26 protein-coding genes are annotated in these 26351 nt (G+C 45.9%); 12 read left to right on the top strand and 14 right to left on the bottom strand.

Annotated features, from left to right (window positions below; genetic code table 11):
• Positions 1-15 precede the first annotated feature (15 nt).
• Genes ICN39_RS02090 through moaC form a run of 3 tightly spaced genes read right to left on the bottom strand, consistent with a single transcriptional unit; the run spans position 16 to position 2197 of the window.
• Complete coding sequence (locus ICN39_RS02090; RefSeq protein ID WP_216232479.1) at positions 16-1251, bottom strand: DUF3443 family protein; 1236 nt, start codon at positions 1249-1251, stop codon at positions 16-18.
• Positions 1248-1697 carry a DUF2844 domain-containing protein gene (locus tag ICN39_RS02085; protein WP_216232478.1) on the bottom strand — a complete coding sequence of 150 codons (450 nt, stop codon included), beginning with the start codon at positions 1695-1697 and terminating at the stop codon, positions 1248-1250. The genes ICN39_RS02090 and ICN39_RS02085 overlap by 4 nt, the downstream gene beginning before the upstream one ends.
• A gap of 20 nt (positions 1698-1717) precedes the next feature.
• Positions 1718-2197 (bottom strand): cyclic pyranopterin monophosphate synthase MoaC, encoded by a 480-nt coding sequence (gene moaC / locus ICN39_RS02080; protein ID WP_216232477.1) that lies wholly within the window; start codon positions 2195-2197, stop codon positions 1718-1720.
• Between the two features lie 23 nt (positions 2198-2220).
• On the opposite strand from moaC, the gene ICN39_RS02075 reads away from it, so the two are divergent.
• The gene (locus tag ICN39_RS02075) at positions 2221-3921 is read left to right on the top strand and encodes a M48 family metalloprotease (protein ID WP_216232476.1); all 1701 of its coding nucleotides are present in this window, start codon (positions 2221-2223) and stop codon (positions 3919-3921) included.
• Here ICN39_RS02075 and ICN39_RS02070 read toward each other — a convergent pair.
• Genes ICN39_RS02070 through ICN39_RS02050 form a run of 5 tightly spaced genes read right to left on the bottom strand, consistent with a single transcriptional unit; the run spans position 3918 to position 7216 of the window.
• Positions 3918-4508 (bottom strand): DUF2946 family protein, encoded by a 591-nt coding sequence (locus ICN39_RS02070; protein WP_370623657.1) that lies wholly within the window; start codon positions 4506-4508, stop codon positions 3918-3920. The genes ICN39_RS02075 and ICN39_RS02070 overlap by 4 nt on opposite strands.
• Before the next feature lie 32 nt (positions 4509-4540).
• Positions 4541-4975: a nuclear transport factor 2 family protein gene (locus ICN39_RS02065; protein WP_216232474.1), complete on the bottom strand. Its 435-nt coding sequence runs from the start codon at positions 4973-4975 to the stop codon at positions 4541-4543.
• A gap of 17 nt (positions 4976-4992) precedes the next feature.
• Entirely contained in the window at positions 4993-6033 is a 1041-nt protein-coding gene (gene waaF / locus ICN39_RS02060) for a lipopolysaccharide heptosyltransferase II (RefSeq protein ID WP_216232473.1), read from the bottom strand.
• Between the two features lie 46 nt (positions 6034-6079).
• On the bottom strand, positions 6080-6268 hold the full coding sequence (locus ICN39_RS02055) for a zinc-finger domain-containing protein (protein ID WP_072582777.1): 189 nt from the start codon (positions 6266-6268) through the stop codon (positions 6080-6082).
• 24 nt (positions 6269-6292) lie between these two features.
• Positions 6293-7216 carry a branched-chain amino acid transaminase gene (locus tag ICN39_RS02050; protein ID WP_216232472.1) on the bottom strand — a complete coding sequence of 308 codons (924 nt, stop codon included), beginning with the start codon at positions 7214-7216 and terminating at the stop codon, positions 6293-6295.
• Positions 7217-7425: 209 nt separating this feature from the next.
• On the opposite strand from ICN39_RS02050, the gene ICN39_RS02045 reads away from it, so the two are divergent.
• The 7 genes from ICN39_RS02045 to ICN39_RS02015 all read left to right on the top strand — a co-directional run bounded on the left by ICN39_RS02045 (position 7426) and on the right by ICN39_RS02015 (position 14957).
• Positions 7426-8637, top strand: a complete 1212-nt coding sequence (locus ICN39_RS02045; RefSeq protein ID WP_216232471.1) for a phosphoglycerate kinase — start codon at positions 7426-7428, stop codon at positions 8635-8637.
• A gap of 2 nt (positions 8638-8639) precedes the next feature.
• On the top strand, positions 8640-10076 hold the full coding sequence (pyk, locus tag ICN39_RS02040) for a pyruvate kinase (RefSeq protein ID WP_216232470.1): 1437 nt from the start codon (positions 8640-8642) through the stop codon (positions 10074-10076).
• A gap of 67 nt (positions 10077-10143) precedes the next feature.
• Positions 10144-11208 (top strand): class II fructose-bisphosphate aldolase, encoded by a 1065-nt coding sequence (fba, locus tag ICN39_RS02035; protein ID WP_216232469.1) that lies wholly within the window; start codon positions 10144-10146, stop codon positions 11206-11208.
• Positions 11209-11215: 7 nt separating this feature from the next.
• The gene (locus ICN39_RS02030; RefSeq protein WP_216232468.1) at positions 11216-12115 is read left to right on the top strand and encodes a phosphoribosylaminoimidazolesuccinocarboxamide synthase; all 900 of its coding nucleotides are present in this window, start codon (positions 11216-11218) and stop codon (positions 12113-12115) included.
• A gap of 49 nt (positions 12116-12164) precedes the next feature.
• Positions 12165-12659 carry a 5-(carboxyamino)imidazole ribonucleotide mutase gene (purE, locus tag ICN39_RS02025; protein WP_216232467.1) on the top strand — a complete coding sequence of 165 codons (495 nt, stop codon included), beginning with the start codon at positions 12165-12167 and terminating at the stop codon, positions 12657-12659.
• Positions 12660-12663: 4 nt separating this feature from the next.
• A complete protein-coding gene (locus tag ICN39_RS02020) occupies positions 12664-13848 on the top strand; it encodes a 5-(carboxyamino)imidazole ribonucleotide synthase (protein ID WP_216232466.1) in 1185 nt (394 codons plus the stop codon).
• Between the two features lie 2 nt (positions 13849-13850).
• Entirely contained in the window at positions 13851-14957 is a 1107-nt protein-coding gene (locus ICN39_RS02015; protein WP_216232465.1) for an L-threonylcarbamoyladenylate synthase, read from the top strand.
• Here the strand turns inward: ICN39_RS02015 and dacB are convergent.
• The 4 genes from dacB to ICN39_RS01995 are packed head-to-tail and all read right to left on the bottom strand — an operon-like array spanning position 14903 to position 20362.
• On the bottom strand, positions 14903-16432 hold the full coding sequence (dacB, locus tag ICN39_RS02010) for a D-alanyl-D-alanine carboxypeptidase/D-alanyl-D-alanine-endopeptidase (protein WP_216232464.1): 1530 nt from the start codon (positions 16430-16432) through the stop codon (positions 14903-14905). The two genes, ICN39_RS02015 and dacB, sit on opposite strands and share 55 nt — an antisense overlap.
• 31 nt (positions 16433-16463) lie before the next feature.
• Complete coding sequence (locus ICN39_RS02005) at positions 16464-18896, bottom strand: response regulator (protein ID WP_255532250.1); 2433 nt, start codon at positions 18894-18896, stop codon at positions 16464-16466.
• On the bottom strand, positions 18897-19520 hold the full coding sequence (locus tag ICN39_RS02000; RefSeq protein ID WP_215358589.1) for a response regulator transcription factor: 624 nt from the start codon (positions 19518-19520) through the stop codon (positions 18897-18899). It abuts the gene before it with no gap.
• On the bottom strand, positions 19520-20362 hold the full coding sequence (locus tag ICN39_RS01995) for a diguanylate phosphodiesterase (protein WP_216232463.1): 843 nt from the start codon (positions 20360-20362) through the stop codon (positions 19520-19522). Before ICN39_RS01995 ends, ICN39_RS02000 begins: the two co-directional genes overlap by 1 nt.
• 317 nt (positions 20363-20679) lie before the next feature.
• Between ICN39_RS01995 and ICN39_RS01990 the strand changes: the two genes are divergently transcribed.
• Both ICN39_RS01990 and groL read left to right on the top strand, forming a co-directional pair.
• A complete protein-coding gene (locus ICN39_RS01990; RefSeq protein ID WP_072582790.1) occupies positions 20680-20970 on the top strand; it encodes a co-chaperone GroES in 291 nt (96 codons plus the stop codon).
• Positions 20971-20998: 28 nt separating this feature from the next.
• On the top strand, positions 20999-22648 hold the full coding sequence (groL, locus tag ICN39_RS01985; protein WP_072582791.1) for a chaperonin GroEL: 1650 nt from the start codon (positions 20999-21001) through the stop codon (positions 22646-22648).
• Between the two features lie 91 nt (positions 22649-22739).
• Here the strand turns inward: groL and ICN39_RS01980 are convergent, their stop codons facing one another.
• Positions 22740-23717, bottom strand: coding sequence for a tripartite tricarboxylate transporter substrate binding protein (locus ICN39_RS01980; RefSeq protein ID WP_216232462.1), 978 nt, complete (start codon positions 23715-23717; stop codon positions 22740-22742).
• 317 nt (positions 23718-24034) lie between these two features.
• Between ICN39_RS01980 and ICN39_RS01975 the strand changes: the two genes are divergently transcribed.
• Positions 24035-24769, top strand: coding sequence for a hypothetical protein (locus tag ICN39_RS01975; RefSeq protein WP_216232461.1), 735 nt, complete (start codon positions 24035-24037; stop codon positions 24767-24769).
• An 11-nt stretch (positions 24770-24780) separates the two neighbouring features.
• On the opposite strand, the gene ICN39_RS01970 is transcribed toward ICN39_RS01975, so the two are convergent.
• Positions 24781-25572 (bottom strand): hypothetical protein, encoded by a 792-nt coding sequence (locus ICN39_RS01970; RefSeq protein ID WP_072582793.1) that lies wholly within the window; start codon positions 25570-25572, stop codon positions 24781-24783.
• Between the two features lie 272 nt (positions 25573-25844).
• Here ICN39_RS01970 and ICN39_RS01965 point away from each other — a divergent pair.
• Positions 25845-26351, top strand: a 507-nt coding sequence (locus ICN39_RS01965) for a tetratricopeptide repeat protein (RefSeq protein ID WP_216232460.1), incomplete at its 3' end; no start/stop codon positions are given.

The following is a 26351-nucleotide window of genomic DNA, read 5'->3' as shown; positions in this document are numbered from 1 at the left end:
CTCATGAAGCGGTTTTTATTTGTATCCATAGTATGGCCCGGTGCCCGCATTGGCGCTTGCTTTTCCGGTAATGCCAAAGAACACTGTCTTGCCGAAGAAAAATGGCAGGCCCCAATCGAATAACCCTAGTTGGCTGCCGGCTAAATTCGAGTAAGCATAGTTATTAGAGGCAAATAAAGAATCCGCATTGGCGACTGAAAAATTAATAGTGCCGGTCACATTATTCCTGAGTGGTACTGAAGCTATATAGTTTTGAGTGGAGCTAGGACAGTAAAAGCTAGTACTTACGCTACATGCTTTTAGGACTGCACTCTGATTGCCTGCAGGAAAAAATAGCCCATTACTTCCGCTATCGATAAAGCTGCTGCTATAACTAACCCCGTTAAAAGTGGTGGTGAACAAACCAATGCTATTGGTTGGAATGATGCTTGCCCCACTTGAGGAGTTATTACTCTGAGTATCCACTCCAAAGTATACGGTCCCTGTAGCTGAGCTTGCTCCAGCAGAGCTAATGGCGGGGGTTTGCATTAGCAGACCATTGTTATTTGTAGAAAATGCCGCCACAGGATTTCTGACTTGTAAGTTGGTGGCCTGAGTGATGGCTGTGCAAGTTGCATTCTGAGTACCGCTGCAGGAGAAATAGTCTTGATTATCTGAAATGAGTACTGACACCCCTAAAATGCCGTTTGCTTTGAGGGTCGAGGCATCTTGCATCGATGGTAAGCCATTGCAATAGCTATTTGGGGCGCTTAGATAGTCAGGGTCGCCGATTACTTGAATGGGTATAGAGCTTGCGACCTCCGAACTGATTTTGATATCAGCGGTTTTGACTGGCCCCCAAGTTAGTCCAGACAAAAAAGATGTGCACTCTAGAACCGGTAAGTTATTGTGTGTTTGTGTACTAAGTTGTAGAGATCCCAGTGCCGATGACAGCACTCTTAAACCGCTAGATCCTGTATCTAGAATAATATTTCCGATGATTTGGCATTGAGAGGTGCCCGGTTGACAGATGGTCACACTGACATAGGGGATATTAACGCTATTACTAGAGCTGTTTTGCACACTAAAACTGATTGCGTTCGGAGCGATATTGCTACTTATATAGTCGGGTATAGGCGTTGGAGTATCGGGAGTAGGGGTATTGCTCGATGTGCTTGAACTGCTCGATCCACCACCACCTCCACCGCAGGCAAAGAGCGTCAGCACTAATAGGGATATACAAACCCGCTTGTAAAAATGCTGGGTTTTCATTGGGGCAGATTATTTACGGTGAAGCCAGCAGGGGCTTGCTTCGGAAGAAAAGCAAAGCCCTGAAATGCACCCATCATCCCTGTTGACTGAATGACAAGGGAGTCACTGCTGCTGTAAATGGAGCGACGAGATTGCTGGGCAGCCGATAAATAATTGCCATAGTAGTTCCCGAAAATGGCTTGGATATTCGGGAGGGTTGGGCCGCTCCAGCTGATTGCAAAAACAATGCCACTAGGTGATACATATTCCTGGAAGCTTGTTCCAGAAGTTAGGATTTGGGAATATACCGAATAACCGTTTTGCTGTGTAGAGGTAAGCTGTGAATTAAATTGTTTTTGCTCTGCCAATATGGAAGCTGTGGTGCCACCTAATTCTGCGCGACTTAGCCCCGTAAATACGAGCCCAAAAACAAAAAGGCTATTGAAAATAAAACGTTGAATTTTCATGCAGCCATCTCTTTCAAAATTTATTCTGCTACTTTCCACTCCCCAGACTTCCCGCCACTTTTCTCTAGAAGTTTGATCTCTCCTATCACCATACCCCTATCTATTGCTTTAGTCATGTCATAAATAGTGAGTAATGCGATTTGGACTGCAGTGAGGGCTTCCATTTCTACACCGGTTGGTCCGGTGGTTTCTGCTCTGACTTGGCAGGTGATACTACTTTCTTGAGAATTGGTCTGAAACTCTAGGCTCACGTGGGTCAGTGCTAGTGGGTGGCAAAGGGGAATGAGATCTGACGTTCTCTTGGATGCCTGAATACCTGCAATTCGGGCTATACCTAGGACATCACCCTTTTTATGGGTACCAGCCTCCACCATTTTGAAGGTTTCAGGAAGCATGGTGATCTTGCCGGTGGCAATCGCTATACGATGGGTGTTAGGTTTATCGCCAACGTTTACCATGTGGGCTTGCCCGCTGGCATCAAAATGAGTTAGTTTGTTCATGGGATAAGTTTTACCATATAGAGATGCAAGACATAAAGTCAGTTCCAAAAACCTCTTTTTTGTACCGTGCTTTGGCTATTCAGCTGATGTTGGGGATGGCTTGCTCTGGGTTTCCTGCATATGCTGCTACCCCTGCTGGTGATGTGTCAGTAGAAGGTAACTCAGCCGCCATTCAGAATATCGGTAGGGCAATGCAGTCACCCGATGCGCGTCCTGCTAATGCGCCTACACGCAGCTCTATGCAGAGTCAGCCTACTATTGTTTTGCCGGATATGGGCGATCCTGGTGGTGATGCCTTAAGTAGAGTGGACGAGCGTAAGTATGGCGAAATGATCATGCGCCAGATACGTCCTGACCCTGATTATTCAAATGACTTGCCGCTCTATGACTTTTTAAATCAGATGGAGCGCCGCTTATTGCAAGCCGCCAGAAAGTTACAGCTCGGTGGCGCTAATGAGCAGGGTAGTGGTGCGTATAACTTTGAAGTGTTTGCTGTTAAAGACAGCAGCATTAATGCGTTTGCATTGCCTGGCGGATTTATAGGATTTCATACGGGCTTGATTGTGAGTGCCGAATCCGACTCTGAAGTCGCATCTGTCATGGGCCATGAAACAGGTCACGTATTACAGCGCCATTTGGCGCGTCAGATGGATAAGCAAACAACCAATACGATGATTGCTATTGCTGGTATGGTGCTTGGTGCATTGGCGATGTCTCGTAACCCACAGGCCGGGGCTGGTTTGATGCAAGGCGGGCAAGCAGTGGCGGTAAATAATCAGCTTTCCTATTCGAGAGATGCTGAGCGCGAGGCTGATCGTGTTGGTTTTCAGATACTGGACGCCAGTGGATATGACGTCAATGGTGCGCCAGGATTTTTCCAGCGCTTACAAAAGGCAACCGGTATTATGGATAAAGGCGTGCCTGCTTATGTTCGCACCCATCCTTTAACAACAGACCGTATTGCAGATATGCAAGATAGGGCGCGTACTGTTGCATCACGTAATGTGCCTACGTCAGTAGAGTTCTATTTCATTAAGGCCCGTGCGCGCATGGAGCAAGCTGGGACATCCAGTGGCATGTACGACTTAAAAAATACCTTTGAGAGCTTGAGTAAACAGCAGCCGATTGGTAAGCAATTAGAAGGTTTTTATGGCCTGGCCTTGATAGCGCAGCGCCAAGGAAAAATAGACCAAGCGGAGGCGGATTTGCAGCAAGCACGCAATCTAGCTCAGAAGGCAAGTGCACCAGGATCTCCTATTCAAAGACAGAGTCTATCCCTGGATATCACTGCCTCTGAACTTGCTCTAGCAAAAGGCAAAGGTGAGGAAGCATTGCAAATTGCCCAAGCTACTTTGCGCGCTTACCCTCAGTCATATGCTGCTGGTGCCGCCATGATTAACGCGGAGTTGAAACTAGGCCGCACCAATGATGCGATTACTTGGTTAAAAGCGCGCACAAGAGCTCAGCCTAACGAAGTCGTGTGGTGGAACCTGCTATCTAAATCCTATGATCAAGCCGGCAATATTCCCATGCGTCATTACGCGTTGGGTGAAAAATATGCGCTTGAGGGGGCTTGGCCTTCGGCGATCGAGCAACTTCGCATTGCTCGTTCAGCAGGTGGCGCCGATTTTTATCAGGGCTCGAGTATTGATGCTCGTTTACGAGAAATGCAAAGACAATATCAAGATGAGCTTAAGGAGCAAGGCAAGCAGATGCCTGGCTAAGGCTGTGGCTGCGCTATATAGCGAAAGCGAGAGGCTAATTCTTCGGAATGAATAGGGTCTAGAGGCAGCTGTTCATCTTGCCAAGTCCAGGAGCCACCAAAGCTACAGGCCTCCTCACGAAGCTTGGCTAGCTCAGAAAAATGATCTAGATCGTGATCGTGTAGGAGGGCGATTGTTTGACTCTCTCTTTTAATAAATTGATCGCTGGTGTTGCTGCTGTCGTAAACACTTTGAATTACGTTTCCAACAATATAAATATTGCCTTTTTCATCACTTAGTGCGGCAGCAGGTTCCATGGTTTGGTGGCATTGATTAGTCAGATTCGGACCGATGTCGCTTGGGATGATTCGCACTATCCAAGGGGTCGCATCTAGCGTAATAAAAACGCGTTGCGGACCATTCTGGAAAAAATATTTACCGAGCTCATCGCAAGCGTAGTTGCGCGCAATAAATTCGTTTAAGGCTACGTGCTTAATTACCTGGCCTGGAAGATGATTTTCTTGTGTGAACTCATCCCGCATGCGCCATTGACCACGGCGATCTAAAGCAAGCCAACCATAGCAATCAGGTACATTTGGCCACTTCATGAGTGACCGAAGCACTTGATCATCCATGATGTTTAGTGCAAGCCGTGCGGTGTAGAAGGAGCGTCGAAGGTGTCTTCGGTAGAATGGCTGGCATGCAAATGCGCAATGCGCCAGCCCTGACTGTCTTGAAGAAGTACGAGCGTAATATTCAGAAAAAATGCTGCTTCAACTTGATCGGCTCTTAGATGAACTGCTTCAGTGGTGTCATATACAGCAGCACCTAAAACGGAATGGCTAATGCAAGCAATCGGTTCTAAAAATAAAGGTTGCTTGGCGAGCAGTCTATCCAAGCCTTCACGAATTTCTGCATGACCCGTTAGGCGATGACCTTCTGGAAGAACGCAGGTAATGGAATCATCATCTAGCCAAATATCGAGAGCGCCTTGAACATCGCGATGACGTAAGGCATCTCGCCATGCCTCGACAACATCATCCGCGCTGTGAAAGAGTCTGGCAAGTTTGGTCATGGCTTACTGTTCCTGGGTTATGGCTGCAATGTATTCAGTGTAGCGAATACTTGTTCCGGTAAGATGTCGTTTAAGCACTTTAAGTGACCCAGTGGACATTCTCTTTTATGACATGGACTACAAGGGAGATTTAACCAAATGACTTTGGCTTTGTCTGATAGAGGCGGGGTATGGGCTGGGTCGCTTGACCCAAAAATGGCGACTTGAGGGGTTTTGAGAGCTGCCGCAATATGCATTAAGCCAGAGTCATTGCTGATAACTGCTTTGCTCATGCCAATCAGTGCAATTGCCTCATCCAGCGAAGTATCTCCACACCAGTTATGTATGTGACCATTTTGCTTGGACTGGGATTGAATTTCTTGGGCAAGAGCGTGATCCCCTTTGCCGCCCAAAAGAATGATCTGATTATTGGGATTGCTGGCAATTAATTTTTGTGCCAATTGTGCAAAGTGTCTGGTTGGCCAGCGTTTGGTTCGTCCATATTCAGCACCTGGGCACATCACATAGATATTTGCCGCATCAATATTGGCGCTGAGTAATTTGGCCTGTACTGATTGATGAGCTGCAATCGAAACATTTAACTTGGGCACGAGATTACTTGCGGTTGATGCAAATAATTCTTCATTGAGAAGTTGGCTCAATGCAAGATAGTGCTCCACCATAGGCGGACGATTTACCTTGCTTGGATTATCTAGTGCTAAGTTAATCAAGCCAAAGCGCAATTCACCGCGATAGCCTACTCGGAATGGAATATTTGCAAGCCAAGGAATGAGTGCTGACTTAAGGCTATTTGGTAATACAAAACAGGCTTGATATTTTTTTGTCGCCAGCTTTTTTGCTAGTTGTTTACGTAAGCCCCACTGCAATTGTTTGTGTTCGAATTTGGCTTCGATGACCTCATGTACTTCAGAGCAAGCGCGATATATTGGAGCAACCCAAGTGCTAGCAAGTACATCAATATTGGCTTCTGGATACTGTTCTTTGAGGGTTGCCAATAATGGCTGAGTCATCACAGCATCCCCAATCCAGTTTGGGGCAATGATCAGAATACCGTGCATGTAATGTATCTCGACTCAGCACCTCAAGAAGAGGTGCTGATAAGGCTTAGTGACCGTGCGGCTCAGTGCCGGGAATGAGTTTGTACTCTGTGCCACAGTATGGACACTTGGCTTCACCGGTCTCGGTAATGTCTAGAAAAACGCGTGGGTGCGAGTTCCATGCTGGAGTTTTATTGGTGGGGCAATGTAGAGGTAAATCTTTGCCATCCACCATAACCACTTGAGCTTGAGTCATGTGCTTTCCTAATTACTTAATGGTTTACTTAACGTAAGTGAGCCAAGATTTGTATTGGTCATTTCTGCCGTACACCGCATCGAAATACGTCTTCTGAATTTTCTCAGTGATAGGGCCACGCTTGCCATCACCAATGGTGCGATCATCTAATTCACGAATAGGAGTGACTTCAGCAGCCGTGCCGGTGAAGAAGGCTTCATCAGCAGAATAGACTTCATCACGAGTGAGGCGTTTTTCGCGAATTTCGTAACCCAGATCTTTTGCGATCTGAATGACAGAGTCACGCGTGATGCCGTCTAAGCATGATGCTAGGTCAGGTGTGTAAACGATGCCGTTGCGAACCATGAAAAGGTTTTCGCCAGATCCTTCAGAGACATAACCTTCGGTATCAAGCAATAAAGCTTCGTCATATCCATTGGCAGTCACTTCTTGGTTGGCCAAAATGGAGTTGATGTAGTAACCCGATGCCTTGGCGCGAACGAGTGAAGAATTGACAAAGTGACGTGTAAATGAGGAGGTTTTAACCCGAATACCCTTATTTAGGCCATCTTCGCCCAAATAGGCGCCCCATTCCCAAGCGGCGATGGAGGTGTGAATGCTATTGCCCTTAGGGGAAATTCCGAGTTTTTGGGAGCCGATAAAGATAATTGGGCGGATATAACAGGCTTCGAGCTTATTGCTGTTTACCACGTCAATAATGCCCTTGGTGATCTCTTCTGTGCTGTAAGGCATGTTCATTTGGAAGATCTTAGTGCCGTTAAAAAGGCGCTTTACGTGCTCTGGGAGGCGGAAAATAGCGGTTCCCTGGGGTGTTTTATAGGCTCGGATGCCCTCAAATACGCCCATTCCGTAGTGGAGACTGTGGGTTAGAACGTGAATATTGGCCTCGCGCCAAGGAATTAGCTTCCCATCAGTCCAAATAAAGCCATCGCGGTCGGACATCGACATTTTCTTTACCTTTTGTGTCTATTAAGTATCTGTAAAAGCGGTTTAAACAGGGCACTAGGCTGGCAGTTTTTGGTCTTCCGGCCCAGAATGCATTTAAGTCCTTATTGTAGAGCAGGCAGGGGAGTCTGTCGGCTCGGATCCTCGGGGGTGGATGGGCCAGAGCCTTTAGAATGGAACATTCCCCATAAACCACTTATTTACCCAAACTCATGCCGGAATCCTTATTTAAAGTTAATCGTTTAAGTGAATTAGCCCAATCAGGTCAGTTAAAGGGTAAGCGGGTATTTATCCGTGCCGATTTGAATGTTCCTCAAGACGAGGCAGGCAATATTACGGAAGACACGCGTATTAGGGCATCGATGCCTGCTATACAGATGTGTTTGGATGCTGGGGCGGCAGTGATGGTGACTTCGCATTTAGGTCGTCCAACCGAAGGGGAATTTAAACCCGAAGATAGCTTGGCTCCTGTAGCCGATCGCATTGCCACTTTCCTGAATCGTAAAGTCCCTTTAATTAGCGATTGGGTTGATGGCGGATTTGAAGTTAATCCAGGCGAGGTGGTTCTACTGGAAAACTGTCGATTGAATATCGGCGAGAAAAAGAATAGCGATGAGCTCGCTAAAAAGATTGCTGCATTGTGTGATGTGTATGTCAACGATGCATTTGGAACGGCGCATCGCGCTGAAGCCACTACCTATGGTGTGGCGAAGTTCGCACCAGTCGCTTGTGCTGGTCCTTTGATGGCTGCTGAATTAGATGCGCTTAGTCGTGCATTAGCCAGTCCAAAACGTCCTCTAGTTGCCATTGTTGCTGGTTCTAAAGTTTCTTCAAAGCTGACGATTCTCAAAGCCCTCTCTGAGAAAGTGGATGAACTCATTGTGGGCGGCGGTATTGCCAATACCTTTATGCTGGCCAAAGGATTGCCGATTGGTAAATCCCTTGCTGAGCCTGATTTAGTAGACGAGGCAAGAGAGATTATGGAGATCATGGAAAAGCGTGGCGCCCATGTTCCAATTCCTGAGGATGTGGTCGTTGCTAATGAATTATCTCCATTAGCCCGCGCAAACCGCGTACCTGCCGATCAGGTTGCGGAAGACGACATGATCTTGGATATTGGCCCAAAGACTGCTGCACGTTTATCCATCATGCTCGCTCACGCTGGCACGATTGTATGGAATGGCCCATTAGGCGTATTTGAAATTGATCAATTTGGTGGTGGCACCAAGATGTTGGCCGCTGCGATTGCGCACTCACCTGCATTCTCGATTGCTGGTGGTGGCGATACTTTGGCGGCAATTGCGAAGTACGGTATTGAGAATCAAGTGGATTACATCTCTACTGGCGGCGGCGCCTTCTTAGAATTCTTGGAAGGCAAAACTTTGCCAGCCTTTGCGGTACTTGCTGAAAGAGCGAAAGATTAAATATGTTGAGAGCAACAAAGATCATTGCAACCTTAGGGCCTGCTTCTGAAAAGCCCGAAGTGTTGCGTGACATGATTTGTGCTGGTGTAGATGTGGTGCGCATGAATTTCTCTCACGGCACCGTTGCTGACCATAAAGCACGTCATGATTTAGTGCGCACTATCTCCGCCGAAGTAGGCAAGGAAGTGGGCATCATGGCCGACTTACAGGGCCCTAAAATTCGTGTGGGTAAGTTTGCAGACAGCAAAATCCTCCTGAAAGAAGGCGAAAAATTTACCCTGGATGTGGCCTGTGAGCTAGGTGATCAAACTAAGGTAGGTCTTGACTACAAAGAGCTGCCAGGCGATGTAAAGCCGGGTGACCGTCTTTTATTAAATGATGGCTTGGTGGTTCTGACGGTTGAAAGCGTTAAGGGTGGCGAGATTTTTACCATCGTTGAGCAGGGTGGACCGCTCTCCAATAACAAAGGTATTAATCGTGCTGGTGGTGGTTTGACTGCACCTGCGCTGACCGAAAAAGATATTGCTGACTTAGATGCAGCGATTGCCATGGGCGTGGATTTCTTGGCAATCAGCTTTCCTAAAGATGGCGCGGATATGGCCTATGCCCGTAAGTTGGCTGATGCCGCTAGCGCTAAGTATGGCGTTGGCAAAGTCAGAACAATTGCGAAGGTAGAGCGCGCAGAAGCGATTGAGCCTGAAGCCCTTAAAAGCATTATTGCTGAAAGTGACGGCATCATGGTTGCTCGTGGTGATCTCGCTATTGAAGTTGGAAATGCTGCAGTGCCTGCGCTGCAAAAGCGCATGATTGCTTGGGCGCTTGAGGCAGACAAATTTACGATTACCGCTACGCAAATGATGGAGTCGATGATTAATGCTCCAGTACCAACGCGTGCTGAAGTGAGCGACGTTGCTAATGCTGTGTTGGATGGCACTGATGCAGTGATGTTATCCGCTGAGTCTGCTGCCGGCATGTATCCAGTACAAACCATCAAGGCGATGGCAGAGATTTGCGTTGAAGCAGAAAAGTCTGATCGCGTAAAACTCGATACTGATTTTTTAGATCAAACCTTTACTCGCATCGATCAAACGATTGCGTTGGGCGCCTTATTTACTGCCCATCATTTAAATGCAGATGCTATTGCAGCCTTAACTGACTCTGGCTCAACCGCGATTTGGATGAGTCGTCACAACATTCACGTGCCAATCTTTGCGCTCACTTCGAAGATCGCTACCCAGCGTGCTTTAAGTACATATCGCAATGTCACGCCAATCGGCTTGGATTACACCAAGGACCGTGATACCGCCTTGCAAGAGGTGGAGGCTTGTTTGAAAAAATCGGGTGCGTTCAAAAAGGGCGATACCGTTGTGCTTACTTCAGGTGAGCCCATGGGCGAGCCTGGGGGTACCAATACCCTAAAGATTATTCATGTGAAGTAATTTGCGCTTAAAACAGATTCAAAACAGATTTATTTTTAACTTTATTACTATTTATTAAGAGAACATCATGGCTTTAGTATCTTTAAGACAACTCTTGGATCATGCTGCTGAAAACGGTTACGGCCTGCCAGCATTTAACGTGAACAACTTAGAGCAAGTAACGGCGATTATGGAAGCGGCAAATGAAGCTGACTCCCCAGTCATCATGCAAGCTTCAGCAGGCGCCCGTAAATATGCTGGCGAAGCATTTTTGCGTCACCTGATTTCTGCAGCGGTCGAGGCTTATCCGCATATTCCGGTAGTGATGCATCAAGACCATGGTCAAAGCCCGGCTGTTTGTATGGCAGCGATCAAAAGTGGCTTTACTAGCGTGATGATGGATGGCTCTCTAGAGGCTGATGGCAAAACCGTTGCTAGCTATGAATACAACGTAGATGTTTCTAAAGAAGTCGTGAAGTTCTCCCATTCCATCGGAGTTACGGTTGAAGCTGAATTAGGTGTATTGGGCTCACTAGAGACCATGCAAGGCGACAAAGAAGATGGTCATGGTGCTGATGGCAAGATGACACGTGAGCAATTGCTGACTAACGTTGAACAGGCCGCTGATTTTGTGAAGGCTACTCAGTGCGATGCCTTAGCAATTGCTATTGGTACTAGCCATGGGGCATACAAGTTCACCAAAAAGCCAACAGGCGATATTTTGGCAATCGATCGCATTAAAGAAATCCATGCGCGTATTCCGAATACGCATTTGGTAATGCATGGTTCTTCGAGCGTTCCACAAGAGTTGCTTGCTGAGATTCGTGAATTCGGTGGCGATATGAAAGAAACTTACGGCGTGCCTGTTGAAGAGATTCAAGAAGGCATTAAGAACGGTGTTCGTAAGATCAATATCGATACGGATATTCGTTTGGCAATGACTGGCGCAATCCGCCGTTACTTTATTGAGAATCCAAGCAAGTTTGATCCACGCGATTATTTGAAGCCAGCCCGTGAAGCTGCTAAGAAGGTTTGTATTGCGCGCTTCCAGGCCTTTGGGTCTGCTGGTCAAGCCTCCAAAATTAAGCCAATTTCTTTAGAGAAGATGGCTGAGCTATATAAGAGCGGCAAATTAACCCAAATTGTGAAGTGATTTAAATATGCCTGCTTTGTACGCTACCTCTATTAAGTCATTGCCTTTGCTGTCTAAAGGCAAAGTGCGCGATGTTTACGCATTAGATGATGACAAGTTGTTGATGATTACTACTGACCGTCTTTCTGCTTTTGACGTAGTAATGGGTGAGCCAATTCCTGAGAAGGGCGTAGTTCTTAATCAGATGGCAAATTTTTGGTTTGATAAATTAGCCGCAGTGATCCCTAACCATTTAACTGGCATTGATCCAGCTACCGTAGTGGCGGCGGATGAGGTTAACCAAGTCAAAGGTCGTGCGGTAGTTGCTAAACGCTTAAAGCCTATTTTGGTTGAGGCGGTGGTTCGTGGCTATCTAGCTGGCAGTGGTTGGAAAGACTATAAAGAAACTGGCAAGGTTTGCGGTATTGCTCTACCAGAAGGTTTAGAGAACGCACAAAAATTACCTGAGCCTATTTTCACTCCTGCTGCTAAAGCGGAATTTGGTCAGCACGATGAAAACATCTCGTTTGAAAGAGTAATCGAACTCATTGGTGAAAAGTTGGCCAATCAAATTCGTGAAGTGAGTATTCGCTTGTACAAAGAGGCTTCTGAATACGCGGCTACTCGCGGAATCATCATTGCCGATACCAAGTTTGAGTATGGCTTGGATGCTAATGACCAATTGGTACTGATGGATGAGATCCTAACGGCAGATTCTTCTCGTTTTTGGCCGGCAGAGACCTACTATGTAGGCTCTAACCCACCTTCTTATGACAAGCAGTTTGTGCGTGATTGGCTAGAAACCGCTGTGGTGGACGGCAAGTTATGGCCTAAAACAGCCCCTGCACCGCAGTTACCAGCAGATGTGATTGAAAAGACTGCCCAAAAGTATCGCGAAGCGCTTACCCGTCTTACTGAGGCTTCTTGAGTCAGGGATAATAGAGTCCTTAATAGATATAAGGCATTTGGAGAGGTAAATGAGCAAGAAGCCAATCGTCGGAATAGTGATGGGATCCAATTCAGATTGGGACACCATGCAGCATGCTGCTCAAATGCTTGAGCAGTTTGGTATTGCTCATGAAGCTAAAGTACTCTCCGCGCATCGTATGCCAGACGATATGTTTCAGTATGCAGAACAAGCCCGAGCCAACGGTTTACAAGCAATTATTGCTGGCGCAGGTGGCGCAGCCCATTTGCCAGGCATGCTTGCTTCAAAAACTATTGTTCCAGTTTATGGCGTACCTGTTGCCAGTAAATATTTGCGTGGCGAAGATTCTCTCTTCTCTATTGTGCAGATGCCAAAAGGTATTCCGGTTGCAACTTTTGCGATTGGTGAAGCCGGTGCAGCAAATGCTGCCTTGCATGTGATTGCAGGTTTAGCGTTGCATGATGCTGAATTAGCTAAACGCTTAGAAGATTTCCGTGCAAAACAGTCTGATGCTGCACGCTCAATGAATTTGCCGGGATATTAATTACATGGCAGATCGCATGGAACCCATTTTGCCGGGTTCGTATTTAGGAATTTTAGGCGGCGGTCAATTGGGGCGTATGTTTACTCAGGCCGCCCAAGCAATGGGCTACAAGGTTTGCGTGCTCGATCCGGGCTCTGATAGTCCAGCAGGTTCTATTGCTGAAAAATTTATTCAAGCTGAATACACTGATAGTGCCGCTTTAAAAGAGATGGCTGCATTGTGTTCATCAGTGAGTACTGAATTTGAAAATGTACCCGCACAAGCCTTAGATGAGTTGGAATCCTTGGGTGTATTCGTGGCGCCACGCAGTAGCTGTGTGTCTTTAGCTCAAAATCGTATTGCTGAGAAAAATTTCTTAGCCACATGGAAGTCAGAAACCAATATTGGTCCAGCGCCTAACTTTGTGATTGAGCATGAGGCTGATATTGCCCATACTCCAGTCGATCTCTTTCCGGGAATCTTAAAAACTGCTCGCATGGGCTATGACGGCAAAGGTCAGGCGACTGTTTACAGTATTGAAGCACTCTCTACCGCCTGGAATGAATTCGGGCGCGTACCTTGTGTACTCGAAAAGCGCATGGAACTTGATTTTGAAGTGTCCGCACTGGTGGTGCGTGGCTATGATGATGCTGTGGTGGCCTATCCAGTGGCGCAAAACATTCATCGCGATGGTATTTTGCATACCTCGACTGTGCCGGCCCCATCACTTAAGCCTGCTCAGGAAAAGAAAATCATTGATGCCGCCAAGGCGCTGATTCGGAAGATTGATTACGTTGGCGTTCTTTGCGTTGAGTTCTTTGTTCTCAAAAGCGGTGATATTGTCGCTAATGAAATCGCTCCACGTCCGCATAACTCTGGTCACTACACCATGGATGCTTGTGTGAGTAGTCAGTTTGAGCAGCAGGTGAGAGCCATGGCGAGGTTGCCTTTGGGCGATACCCGTCAGCTTGCGCCTGTATCCATGTTGAACTTATTAGGTGATCTTTGGTTTGAGGGTAGTGAGGATCAACCAAAAGAACCTGCTTGGAATAAAGTACTTGCCCACCCTGATGCGAAGTTACATCTCTATGGCAAATCCGCTCCCCGTATGGGTAGGAAAATGGGTCATATTAACTGCCTGGGCGAGAATCTCAATGAAGCTCGTAAAAATTGCGCAGCTGTCGCTACTGAGTTAGGGATCGAGCCCTAGAAATGTCCGCAGACAGTACCCCGCTGCAAATGTCAGCAGTGATTAATGAGGCAGTACAAAGCTTGCGTGACGGTGGTTTGGTTGCATTCCCCACAGAGACCGTTTATGGCTTGGGTGCGGACGCTAAAAACCCTGAGGCGATTAAGAAAATCTTCACCACTAAGGGGCGCCCATCAAACCACCCGTTAATTGTTCACTTAGCTGCGCCAGATAAGTTTGATCAAACCCAAGTCGATTGGGTTGCGCTATTAGCGCCGTGGGTAAGAGACTTATCCGAGGAGGCTTTAAAGCTCATTAATGCCTTTTGGCCTGGGCCATTAACCTTGGTCTTCAAGAAAGATAAAAGCGTTTTAAATGAACTGACCGGTGGTCAAGATACGGTAGCGATTCGGGCTCCTTCCCATCCGATAGCCCAAGAGTTACTACGTAAATTTAAAGGTGGAGTTGTTGCGCCTTCAGCCAATCGATTTGGCAAGGTATCGCCGACTAGTGCTGCTGACGTCCGCAATGAGTTTGAGGGTATGTTGGATTTAATGGTCTTAGATGGTGGTGATTGTGAAGTTGGCATCGAGTCAACCATCATTGATTTGTCATCTGGCGATAAGGCCGTACTACTCAGGCCCGGTGCAATTACTCCCAGTGAAATTTTTGCCAAAACGGGTGTGAAGGTTTATCAGCCCGGAGAAGTAAAAAAAACTGAAGCGGGCAATGAAGCAACAACAGATCTACCTAGGGTATCTGGAAGTCTTAAGGCCCATTACGCCCCAACTACCCCTTTGCGTTTATATGCTCCAGGTCGTGTCTTGGATGCCTTGAGTGAATATCCAGATATTAAATCGCGCGTTGCTGTAGCGGTATGGGATTCAGAATCCCCCTTAAGTGAAGATGGACATCCTTCGGCCCACTTTGAAGAGGTTGAAGTCCCAAGTGATAGCGGCGCCTTTGCAAGTCGACTATATCGATCCTTGCGCGATCTAGATCAGCAAGGTTGGGATTTAATTTTGTTCCCTGAACCGCCAGCAGGCGAGGAGTGGGACGGCGTTAGAGACCGACTTCAGCGCGCATGCTTTGGTTCTGGCCCATCTTCAAGCAGCCACGATAGCAACTGATCGTGCGCCTCTAGACCTCTCCAAGCATTGGGGTGGTTGATGAATGAAGTCACTGCATACATCTTTCCAGATTTACTCATTACATAGCCTGAGATCGCTCGCACATCCGCAAGAGAACCGGTTTTAATTCTGGCCTCTGGTTTTTTCTTCAGATGTAAAAACTTGCGTAGTTGAACCATCAAGCGATTGCGCATCGTGCCATCGGTACCAGCAATTGGTAGGCTGTTATAAAAAATATCACCCACTGGTAAATTGCGAGCAGTGAGCAAGAGCTGATTCATCTGACTTGCAGAGATTGCTTCATTGCGAGATAGTCCAGAGCCATTCTCAATCACCAACCCCTGAAAGTCCAAACCATTTTGTTTGAGCCAACTCTGAATCACTAACTCACCATTGGCAGTTGTTGCTGGCTTACCCATTTTCTCTAAAGCCATAGTCAAAAGAACTTGGCGCGCCATGACGTTATTGGAGTACTTGTTGATATCTAAGACATCATCTGCAAGTTTGCTGCCTTCAAATTGCAAAAGAAGTCGAGCGGCCAAAGGAACTGAGCCATCCTTGCCGATAGGAGCTTGTGCCCAGCTGCCACCAGCCAATTCCCAAGCGGCAGCAAAGCCTTGCGTTAGAAAGGTATTGGCATCAAGCGCAACAACGTTAAAGTTCACTCCCTTACAGGAGCTTGGGAACGCCCCAGAGAACTGTGCAGTCAAAGGCTGATCGGTATTGCTGACGCCTTCAGGATCTAGGTTAAAGCGAATATTACTTTTCCAGTTATCGCAGGAACGATCAACCAATTGCATTTGATTGGACACCTTAAGTTGCGATAGTGCTGGTGTGTAGCTGATATCAATAAAGTCAGCTGTACGTGATTTGCCGATCTGAAACGACAGCGTTCTAAAGGCATATAGCAAAGGATCTGGGGGTACGTTATAGGCGCGCAGAGCTTCACCATCAATGGTGTTGTGCTCCATGACACTGGGTGCATATGCGCTGCGATCAAAGAATAGATTGCCATCAATCTTTTGGATACCAAGGCCCTGAAGATCTTTCATCATCTTCGCAAGCTCTTCAGGAACAAGCTTAGGATCGCCAGTTCCTTGCAAATACAAATTACCCTTCAATGCTCCCTGGCGAATAACACCATCGGTATACACATTGGTACGCCAACGATATTGCGGGCCCAAAATATCTAAGCCCGTTAGGGTTGTTAACAACTTCATCGTTGAGGCGGGGTTCATCGGATCGCCACCACGCCAGTCCAAAACTTTCTTAGATACATTCTTTCCGGGACGACCAGGCTCAATCTCCACTACTGAAATGCTTACCGTATCAAGAGGGATTTGATTGCGTTCTAGGCTGGTTACTACTGATTGTGGAATTGTCAAGGATGGGGTTTCACTGGCGAAGACCAAAGGACTAGCTAACCAAAGGAGGGTCGCAATAAAGGTGTGTGGGCGAGGAAGAGAAAAACGCATCTCCCATAGGATAAACCTACCTTATTAAAGATTAAAGCTTTGCATATCGAGATTGATAGCTATTAATAATTTGATTTTGCTCCTCAAGTAAATGGATAAAGGTGTGGATTTGAAGATCTAGTGACTCTACTTGCTCTAAAACCTCACATTCTTGAATAAAGTGTTTGGCATTGAGAAGCTGCGCTCCCCCTTTAACTTTATGAACCATGCTTCTGAAGGCGCCTTCATCTACGACTTCATTTCTTAGGGCGAGGAGAGTCTCATCATGAACCTTTTTAATTTCTTCCAGGATGATGAGTATGTAATCTGGACTATTTTTGAGGAGGTTTCCAAAGGCATCAAATGAATATTCCTCTCGATGGTTTTTGGGTATCTTAGTTTCAGTTGAGTCTTCGGTTTGAAAATACCGCGACAGCTCATTCTCTAAAGTCATGAGACTTAAAGGTTTGATCAGGACGCCATTCATGCCAGCCTCCAAGAATTGATGGCGTGAGTCTAGAGCATAGATATCTGCAGTAATGCCAATGATGATAAGGTCTTGATTTCCTGTATTACGTATATGTTTAGCAAGCTCTGAGCCCTGCATGCCTGGAATAGATTGATCTGTTAGCAGAAGATCAAAGTGATTTTGGCTAATAAGATCTAGCGCGGTAGTGGCGTTATCGCAAACCGAAGCTTTAATACCTAATGCTTGTAGTTGTAGCGAAATAATTTGACGGCTCGCTGGATGATCTTCTACTACTAATGCTTGCAAAGGTTCCCCGGTATTCTGGTTGCGCTTAGTAACCAGTCTTCTAGATGAGTTGATGTGTTCTCGTGCTGAGGCTCTTGTAGCGGCGATGCTGGTCCGTGGAAATGCCAAGCAAAAATGAATATTGCTACCAAAACCGGGCGCACTCTCAAAGTAGAGCTGACTGCTCATGGAGGTGACTAAGTGGTTGGTGATGGTTAGACCAAGGCCAGTTCCATTAGCTTGTTCGCTATTGCCTGGTATTTGCTCAAAGGCACGAAGTGCTATGGCAATTTCTTCTGTTCCCATCCCAACCCCGGTATCAATGATTCTGAATTCAATCAGCTGTCCCGCATGATCATCTGCCAGCACGCTAATGGAGAAATAGATTTCACCGCGATCAGTGAACTTAATAGCATTACTGATCAGGTTCTGCAGTATTTGGCGTAGACGTAAAGAATCTAACAATAAGACTTCTGCAATGCGTGGATCTTTGGAGGTTTGCAGCTTGAGATTCTGCCTATGCGCCACTGTTGAGAATGCCGAGTCAATGTCATCAATCAAGGCATTGAGATTGCAGGGCTCAATATTAAGTGTGAGCTTGCCTGCTTCAATTTTGGAGAGATCCAAGACTTGATTGAGGATGCCCAATAGAGATTCGGCAGATGAGTGCGCGCTTTTGAGCAATACCTTTTCATTGGTAGGCAAATGGCTGCTTAGCAATAACTCCTGCACTCCTAAAATGGCGTTCATTGGCGTGCGGATTTCATGGCTCATGGTGGCTAGGAATGCCGACTTCGCTGCATTTGCATTCTCGGCCTGCTCTTTTGAGAAAATAAGATGTCTCGCCTCTTGTTTTTGAAGTGTTTGCTTCTGATGCATGCGCCAAAGCAAGGTAGAGCCTATCAGTAAAATTGCCAAAGTGGAGAGCCAAGGTAAATGGTTGGGTGAGGATGGGCGTCCTGATTCAAAAGTAGATGCATTGATGTTAAAAAGATCTCGCGATGCGATTGGATCTAAGTTATTGAGAAAACGCTCAAGCACCCCATGCAACGCTTCATCTTGATTGGAGATGAGCCAACGATATTCAAATGGCTCTCTGCTGTAAAGCCCGTCAACTTGTAATTTATCTGCTTTGAATTTCTGAATGAGTTGTTGCGCAAGACGAAGCGGCAAGACGAGTGCCTCAATATCGTTTTTAAGAAGATCGAATACTAATTTATCCGCATGACCGGATACGCTAGCTTGGGGATGATTGGGTATTGGCGGGTTTTCAAAGCCGCGGTCAAAGTAGGCGATATTAATTGGCTCAATAGGCGCATCATTCTTTGACCGTTTAGTCAGAATAGCGTCATGCCCCCAAAAGATTGCCTCTGATAAGGAACCAAACTTCAGATACTCGTCATCTAGGGTCGGCGGGTCAATGATGAAATCCACCTCACCATTGGCCAGTTGTTGAAGCCCCTCCTGATCACTCTTTCGCCACTTCGGCAAAAACTCCTGTTGGGTAAATTTGCTGAGCTTTTTTAGAAGGCTATGGAAAACTCCAGGCTCACCCTTTTCATTTACATCTAAATAAGGCGCGTATTTCTCATGAATACTAAAACGCACTACGGGGTGGGCATCGATCCACCGTTGCTCTACTGAGTTCGGTAAGTTCGCATAGGTATTGCCTAATACCCCATTCAATAGGATAAAAACCGCAATACTGATGATGGATCGATGCATACTCATTTAACTTTCAATAATGTTGTTCATGCGACAGAACAAAATCAAGTCTGCAATATTGTTAATGCCTAGCTTGTCAAAGACCCTGGTCTTATAAGTTGCTACCGTCTTATTGCTGATATGCAACATTTCGGAGATTTGTTGATTAGAGTTACCTTTGCCAAGGTATTTCATGACCTGGAGCTCTCGATCAGAAATCAGCGCTAACTTATCGTTATCACTTAATGAGCTATTGCCATTTTTGCCATGAGTGAAAAAGTTATAGCCTTGGGATATGGCAACGCAGGCAGCTAGTATGACGTCAGCACCTGCAGTTTTGTTTACAAAGCCATGCCCGCCTAATGAGCGCACTCTACCGCCATAGACTGCTTCATCCATACTCGACAGCACTAGCATCCGCACATCTGGGTACATCAATCCAATTCGGCGGATTACATCAAAGCCATCCGTCTTAGGCATATCTAGATCCAGGATCACCATATTGGGATTCACCTCTTTCATGGATCTCAGGCACTCTTCGCCATTCTGAGCTTGTCCTGCAATCTCAAATAACAACTGGTCTTGCAACATACTTTTAAGAGCCATCAGCATTGCCGGATGGTCATCTACCAACATCACGCGTTTTCTCATTACTTGTCTCCGTTTTGGTTTGGGTGTTGATGAGGGTGCAGCGAAAAAATGGCTTTAGCGATACGGCTATCGTTAATTTGAAGCATCTGATGGCGGCTTACAGGCGACATCATGAGGCCACCATAAGAGTGGTCGGCAATCAGGGTTGAGGCATTTTCTAAATCCTTAACCAGGCTTATATTGCTCGCATAAATTTGCGTAGGTGAGTAGGGCGACTTTCTTAATTGAGATAGAGCATCGCTTGCCAGCTCGTGCTCACGTATCCGACTCATATCAATATGAACACCCTCCAGTTGCATCTCAGTAATCCAATGCAATTCTTCGGCGCTGCCAGAGAATTTTAAAAAGTGAAGCAGGACACCCAGTCGTCGCAAACGAAGTAACCCTTCTTTGCATGCATCGGCAATATCGGATTCAGGAATGGATTGAATGCCAATGCTGAACAAGCCTACAGGTAGGCGTGAGTTCAGAATGAGCTCACTCATTGCATCTACATAGCCACTTGAGGCGATGGCATGTGAAGGCACTGGCAAGATTCCAGGGATAAAGCGACCGCTGCGATACCAATAGGCAATCGTGTCTAAGCCTTCCATAAAAAGGCGTAGTAATTGCAGGTCAGAAGCAGTCAGTAATGGTCTAAATAAAGATCCTGTCAGTTTGGTTCCCTTGCAGTTAAAAATGGGTTCATGACTAATCGCTTGTCGTTTAGACCAGGATTGGTGTTCTTCAAGGGCTTGGCTACTCAGGCCAAGCCAGGGGTCGCCACAGGCGTCTCGTACTTCTTGGAAGGGTTTGTTCTTCCATGCCTTTACAAGCGTGTACAGCCGGGATTTCGGGCTCATCAGCATTCTCCAATCGGTGACTATCCAGTCTAGGCAGGACGGATTGGAGCGGTAAGGGCTTTGGGCTGATTTATCTGTAGGAATTGACCTACCAGCTTGTCCCCATTATAAAAAATAGGCTAAATCCTTAAAGAATTTATGGTGATCCGCCCTTGAAATCCTGGGAATCAGACCTATATAATCAGCACTCCCAACATGCGAGTGCTAAAGAGGCGATTTATTCGTAAATTACTCTTTGATTCCATGTGAAGAGATTATAAAGCATTGATTTATATAGTTTATTTAATTAGTTAACACTTACTAACATAGGAGAAGAGATGAATTTGCGTCCCTTACATGATCGCGTAATCATCAAGCGTTTAGATCAAGAATCAAAAACTGCTTCTGGAATCATCATTCCTGACGCTGCTGCAGAAAAGCCTGATCAAGGTGAAGTATTGGCAGTAGGTCCAGGCAAGCGCGATGACAGCGGCAAATTAAACGCACCTGACGTCAAAGTAGGCGATCGCGTTTTATTTGGTAAATATGCAGGTCAAACAGTCAAAGTTGACAGCGAAGAACTCATCGTGATGCGTGAAGACGACATCATGGCTGTTGTACAGAAGTAATTTCGGTATTTAAGAGAGGAATTTAATCATGGCAGCAAAAGACGTTGTATTTGGAGATAGCGCCCGCACCAAGATGGTCGAAGGCGTCAACATTCTTGCTAATGCAGTGAAAACAACTTTGGGACCAAAAGGTCGCAACGTAGTAATCGAGCGTTCATTCGGTGGACCAACGATCACTAAAGACGGTGTATCCGTAGCAAAAGAAATCGAACTCAAAGACAAGCTCCAGAACATGGGTGCGCAGATGGTTAAGGAAGTGGCTTCCAAAACTGCTGACATCGCTGGTGACGGTACAACTACCGCTACTGTATTGGCTCAGTCTATCGTTCGTGAAGGTATGAAGTATGTTGTTTCAGGCCATAACCCGATGGACTTGAAGCGCGGTATTGATAAAGCTGTTGCAGCTGCTATCCAAGAGCTCGCAAAGATCAGCAAGCCTTGCACTACTACTAAAGAAATCGCTCAAGTTGGCTCTATCTCTGCTAACAGCGATCACAGTATTGGTCAGCGCATTGCAGAAGCAATGGAAAAAGTGGGTAAAGAAGGTGTTATCACTGTTGAAGATGGCAAGTCATTAGAAGACGAGCTTGAAGTAGTTGAAGGTATGCAGTTTGACCGCGGTTACCTTTCTCCATACTTCATCAATCAACCAGAAAAACAAGTTGCCGTATTGGAAAGCCCATACGTTCTCTTGTTTGACAAGAAGATTGCTAACATCCGTGATTTGCTTCCAGTACTCGAGCAAGTAGCGAAGTCTGGTCGCCCATTGTTGATCATTGCAGAAGATGTCGAAGGCGAAGCCTTGGCAACTTTAGTGGTGAACAACATCCGCGGCATCATCAAGACTTGTGCTGTTAAGGCTCCAGGTTTCGGTGACCGTCGTAAAGCAATGTTGGAAGACATCGCGATTTTGACTGGCGGCACAGTAATCGCTGAAGAAATTGGCCTCACACTCGAGAAAACAACTCTTGAGCACTTAGGTCAAGCAAAGCGTATCGAAGTAGGCAAAGAAAACACCATCATCATTGACGGTGCTGGCGATGCTAAAGCGATTGAAGCTCGCGTGAAGAACATTCGTGTTCAGATCGAAGAAGCTACTAGCGACTACGACAAAGAGAAATTGCAAGAGCGCGTAGCCAAGTTGGCTGGCGGTGTTGCGGTGATTCGTGTTGGTGCTGCTACTGAAGTAGAAATGAAAGAGAAGAAGGCTCGTGTTGACGACGCATTGCACGCAACTCGTGCGGCTGTTGAAGAAGGCATTGTTCCTGGTGGTGGTGTAGCACTGATTCGTGCAATGCAAGGTATCAAAGGCTTGAAAGGCGATAACGCTGATCAAGACGCTGGTATCAGCATCGTATTGCGCGCTATGCAAGAGCCATTGCGTACTATCGTTAGCAATGCCGGTGAAGATGCTGGTGTGGTTGTTAATGCAGTACAAGCAAGCACAGGTAATAACGGTTACAACGCAGCTACTGGTGAATACGGCGACCTCGTTGCACAAGGTGTTATCGACCCAACCAAGGTAACAAAAACTGCATTGGTAAATGCTGCTTCTGTTGCTGGTTTGTTGTTGACAACCGATTGCGCAATCTCCGAAGCACCAAAAGATGAATCTGCTGGTGGCATGCCTGATATGGGCGGCATGGGTGGCATGGGTGGAATGGGCGGCATGATGTAATAGCCGTTACTTTCCTCAGCTATCTGGCTGTAGAAATAGGAGCGCCTGGTTCAAAAGACCAGGCGTTTTTTTATTTGGCTCTCTTCTCGAATTAATCAGGCTGTATACCGCCATCCTTAATCACTTTTTTCATCCTTACCAGTCCTTGCGCAATCATTTCTTTTAAATGATCTGGGCCAAGGGGGACAAATTCAAAGCCTTGCTGAATGAGTTGTTCACGCAGCTTTGGATCCTTTAGCGCATTTGCTAAAGACTCATTTAGTTTTTCAATAATTGCTGGTGAAGTACCCTTGGGTGCTAGTAGAGCGCTCCAGGTTGAGAATTCATAACCCTTCACACTCTCACTAATTGTTGGGGCGTTGGGTAGCAGCGGAGATCGTGTTTTACTCGCCACTCCCAATACCTTTAGCTTCCCAGCGCGAATATGTGGAAGTACAACCGATAAAGCGCTGATCATCACTGGTACTTGGCCAGCCATGACGTCAGTGACTGCAGCAGCAGCTCCACGATAAGGAATATGAACGATTGGGGCGCCGGTATATTGGCGGAAGATTTCCATGCCAATATGCTGTGGTGATCCATTGCCCCCAGATGCATAGTCAATCCTACCAGGCTTTTCTTTAGCAATGCGCACTAGGTCTGCTGCCGTATTCCCGGGAAATGTTGGGTTGGCAACCATCACAAAAGTAATCGCAGCTACTTCAGATATTGGAGCAAAACTTTGAATCGGATCGTAATCAATCTTTTTGTATAGATTGGGTAACATCGTTAGGATGCTGTCATTAAATGCGCCCAAGACATAGCCATCAGCAGGACTTTGTGCAACCTTAGCTGCGCCAATTATTCCCGCACCTCCTGGAATATTTTCTATTAAGATTGCTTGACCTAGGTTTTCACCCATTTTTTGTGCAACTGGGCGCATCAAGATGTCAACGCCACTCCCTGCTTGAAGTGGCATGATGGTTTGAATAGTTCGGTTAGGATAGTTGCTTTGTGAGCTGGCTGATCCTGCCCAAAAGATTGCGCAGATTGAGATGAGAAAATTAATAAATGCTGATTTGAATTGCATATTGTCTCGACTTATTAAGTGATGAAGCATTCTGTCGACGCTTCTATGACGTATCTTAGCGTAATAAAAAAACCGCCTGTAGGCAGTTTTCTAAAGCGACTAGTTCTTAAATTTACTAAACAACCTTCTTCGCATCACCGAACACCTAAAAGATGAATCTGCTGATGGTATGCCTGATATGGCCAGAATTATGTAATAGCTGTTAATTTCCTCAGTTATCTGGCTGTAGAAATAAGAGCGCCTGATTCAAAAGACCGGGCGTTTTTTATTTATGGGTGTAAGCTGTACCCAACATTACCACTGGAACGGGCGTCAAGATGACTAGTCGCAATCAAGCAACCCCCCTTATTTCAATGGGTTTGCTCTTTCTGAGCTCCACCTTCCTTTGTGGAGCTTCAATCGCCCAGTCATTCGACTCTCAGCCAGTATTTCAGAAAAGTGTCTCCAATCTGCGTAATCAGCGTTATTGCGAAGTTCTGGTGGGCAAGCGAGCGTGGCTTAACTTGGAAGTAAAGGTATTTAATACGCAAGGTCTTAATCTTTGCCCTGAAATACAGTGGAAGACTTTAACTAAAGAATCTATTGAAAAGAGTTTTGATGCCTCTTTTGCCGTCCTCAATGGACCGCGCTATTGGACTATGGATGAAATTCAGGCGGCGGGCAACACTATCAATGACGTAAAAGAATCTTTTGGCGGTATCGAGATGAATTTACGGGCAACAATCCAATTGAGTTTGTTAAAGCAATTGATGGGTAGCAAACAATACACCCCAAATGAAATTACGCGTACTACTAATTTTATTTATAGAGTTGGTAGCGCTGTATACGAACTGACTTCTCCTGGGGGTGATGTTTATGTAATGCAGTCTTATTCACAAATCGTGAATCCCGCGCTCAGTATGAAAGATCTCCCAGTATTGAGTGAGCAGCTGAAATTACCTGCTGGCTGGACTTACCGAAGCCGCGTGCTCGACCAAGACCTTTCTTTGGTAGCCAATGGCGTTGCCTATGTACTGCAGGACAACTTATCCAATAGTTACCAGAGAAGGTAATTTCGTAAGAATTACTGCCAGACTTTATGAAGTTTTAAAAAGTCTGCATTCATGAGTTGTGGATCTTGTAGTTGATGTGGAAATTCCAAGGCAAAAATCACGTAAAGCGCAAATCCCATCAAGCCTAAGTAGAGAGCTGTCAGAAACCAGTCCTCCTCTTTTTTGATTGCCATAGAGTAGCCGCTTAATAAGGCACCTATTGAGAGCAGGGTAAAGAGGAAGCGGTCAATAATTGCTGGGGGATGATGTTTTCCATTGAGTATTCCTTCTTGGAAAACATCTAATAGATGGGCGAGTTGAGGTCTCAAGATGGCATCAGCTAAATCCCTAGTGCTGACTGGCGCACGGCCAATAGCTTTATTGACTTCTTCATTAAGGGTATTTAAAGACTGAGCTAAGACATTATTATTGGCGTCAAGGTCATCCATTTTTTTAATGTTTTCATACTTAGACATTCTCAAGTCAAGTATTTGCTTTAGGGTATTTTGTACCGTAACACGATCTGTAGGATTCAGATAATTGCTCGATTGATAAACCTGCTTGAGGGTATACGCCTGGTCGCGTATTAAGCTCATCCGTTTGTCGTAGTGATCGGTTGCATTTGAAAAAGTAAAGCCGAGTACAAGTGCTGATAACCCAAAAATTGCTGTTGCTAATGAATCTCGGACGACGACGTGTTCCGTTGTGCGGGTTCGATATCTTCCATAGAGCCAGCCTAGTAATAAGAATGTCAGGATCGAAGTAAAAAATATTAGTGGCGCATATTGAACGATATTAAGATGATTCTCAACGAAATTTGGCATAGCAAGCTCTTGTAAGGGGGTATCGCTTTATTGAGGAGTTTGTTTAGTGTAATGAAAAACTATCCGAAAACGGTTAATTATTTGATCAGGCAGGCCCCCTTCCGACTTTTTGGAAACTTATCCCCGGCGCACATCAATCACCCATTTTTAAAAATGGCTCCATCCACAGAGCTCCTTCACCTCATTTTCCGCTAACGATTTACAATTTTTTAATTCATGCCTATTTGCAACTCTATTTTCAAAATGAGTGTTGTGCCTATAAAATGTCCGCTATGAACCCCCAATTTCAATTCATGCTTCAACAGGCCATTCAAGCATTTCAGGGTGGAAATTTTGATAGCGCTGATTTGATTCTAAAAAGAGTTCTTCAGGTAGACTCAAAAAATCTTCCAGCACTACATATTCTCGGCCTCATTAAGGCCTCGCAATCAAATTACAGGGAGGCTGCAGATTATTTAGCTAGGGCAGCTCGAATTCATCCAAATGATGCTTCAATACAGTACAACTTAGCCAAAGCCCTTTCGGATTCTGGAAATGACAAGGATGCTCTTGTCCATCACAAAAAAGCAGTTACCTTGGCCCCCAATAATCAAGAGGCTTGGCTTAGCTATGGAAAAACTGCGTCTAGTTTAGGTCGCTATGAGGATGCTTTGGTTTGGTATGGTAATGCGTTAAATTTGAAGCCTGACTATGCTGAGGCTGCATTAAATAAAGGCGCAACCCTTAAAGAGCTTAAAAGATACGAAGAGGCTATAGCTTTTGCCGACCAGGCTTTGTCC

It is taken from the genome of Polynucleobacter sp. AP-Reno-20A-A9, from assembly GCF_018882085.1.
Classification (GTDB): Bacteria; Pseudomonadota; Gammaproteobacteria; order Burkholderiales; family Burkholderiaceae; genus Polynucleobacter.
Note: the sequence above shows the minus strand (reverse complement) of the source record. Positions and strands in the feature narration are given on the sequence as shown.

Bases quoted from the DNA above. Each gene is read 5' to 3' on its own strand.
- ICN39_RS02090 (WP_216232479.1), bottom strand. From the start codon at position 1,251: ATGAAAACCCAGCATTTTTACAAGCGGGTTTGTATATCCCTATTAGTG.
- ICN39_RS02085 (WP_216232478.1), bottom strand. From the start codon at position 1,697: ATGAAAATTCAACGTTTTATTTTCAATAGCCTTTTTGTTTTTGGGCTC.
- moaC (WP_216232477.1), bottom strand. From the start codon at position 2,197: ATGAACAAACTAACTCATTTTGATGCCAGCGGGCAAGCCCACATGGTA.
- ICN39_RS02075 (WP_216232476.1), top strand. From the start codon at position 2,221: ATGCAAGACATAAAGTCAGTTCCAAAAACCTCTTTTTTGTACCGTGCT.
- ICN39_RS02070 (WP_370623657.1), bottom strand. From the start codon at position 4,508: ATGAAGTGGCCAAATGTACCTGATTGCTATGGTTGGCTTGCTTTAGAT.
- ICN39_RS02065 (WP_216232474.1), bottom strand. From the start codon at position 4,975: ATGACCAAACTTGCCAGACTCTTTCACAGCGCGGATGATGTTGTCGAG.
- waaF (WP_216232473.1), bottom strand. From the start codon at position 6,033: ATGCACGGTATTCTGATCATTGCCCCAAACTGGATTGGGGATGCTGTG.
- ICN39_RS02055 (WP_072582777.1), bottom strand. From the start codon at position 6,268: ATGACTCAAGCTCAAGTGGTTATGGTGGATGGCAAAGATTTACCTCTA.
- ICN39_RS02050 (WP_216232472.1), bottom strand. From the start codon at position 7,216: ATGTCGATGTCCGACCGCGATGGCTTTATTTGGACTGATGGGAAGCTA.
- ICN39_RS02045 (WP_216232471.1), top strand. From the start codon at position 7,426: ATGCCGGAATCCTTATTTAAAGTTAATCGTTTAAGTGAATTAGCCCAA.
- pyk (WP_216232470.1), top strand. From the start codon at position 8,640: ATGTTGAGAGCAACAAAGATCATTGCAACCTTAGGGCCTGCTTCTGAA.
- fba (WP_216232469.1), top strand. From the start codon at position 10,144: ATGGCTTTAGTATCTTTAAGACAACTCTTGGATCATGCTGCTGAAAAC.
- ICN39_RS02030 (WP_216232468.1), top strand. From the start codon at position 11,216: ATGCCTGCTTTGTACGCTACCTCTATTAAGTCATTGCCTTTGCTGTCT.
- purE (WP_216232467.1), top strand. From the start codon at position 12,165: ATGAGCAAGAAGCCAATCGTCGGAATAGTGATGGGATCCAATTCAGAT.
- ICN39_RS02020 (WP_216232466.1), top strand. From the start codon at position 12,664: ATGGCAGATCGCATGGAACCCATTTTGCCGGGTTCGTATTTAGGAATT.
- ICN39_RS02015 (WP_216232465.1), top strand. From the start codon at position 13,851: ATGTCCGCAGACAGTACCCCGCTGCAAATGTCAGCAGTGATTAATGAG.
- dacB (WP_216232464.1), bottom strand. From the start codon at position 16,432: ATGCGTTTTTCTCTTCCTCGCCCACACACCTTTATTGCGACCCTCCTT.
- ICN39_RS02005 (WP_255532250.1), bottom strand. From the start codon at position 18,896: ATGAGTATGCATCGATCCATCATCAGTATTGCGGTTTTTATCCTATTG.
- ICN39_RS02000 (WP_215358589.1), bottom strand. From the start codon at position 19,520: ATGAGAAAACGCGTGATGTTGGTAGATGACCATCCGGCAATGCTGATG.
- ICN39_RS01995 (WP_216232463.1), bottom strand. From the start codon at position 20,362: ATGAGCCCGAAATCCCGGCTGTACACGCTTGTAAAGGCATGGAAGAAC.
- ICN39_RS01990 (WP_072582790.1), top strand. From the start codon at position 20,680: ATGAATTTGCGTCCCTTACATGATCGCGTAATCATCAAGCGTTTAGAT.
- groL (WP_072582791.1), top strand. From the start codon at position 20,999: ATGGCAGCAAAAGACGTTGTATTTGGAGATAGCGCCCGCACCAAGATG.
- ICN39_RS01980 (WP_216232462.1), bottom strand. From the start codon at position 23,717: ATGCAATTCAAATCAGCATTTATTAATTTTCTCATCTCAATCTGCGCA.
- ICN39_RS01975 (WP_216232461.1), top strand. From the start codon at position 24,035: ATGACTAGTCGCAATCAAGCAACCCCCCTTATTTCAATGGGTTTGCTC.
- ICN39_RS01970 (WP_072582793.1), bottom strand. From the start codon at position 25,572: ATGCCAAATTTCGTTGAGAATCATCTTAATATCGTTCAATATGCGCCA.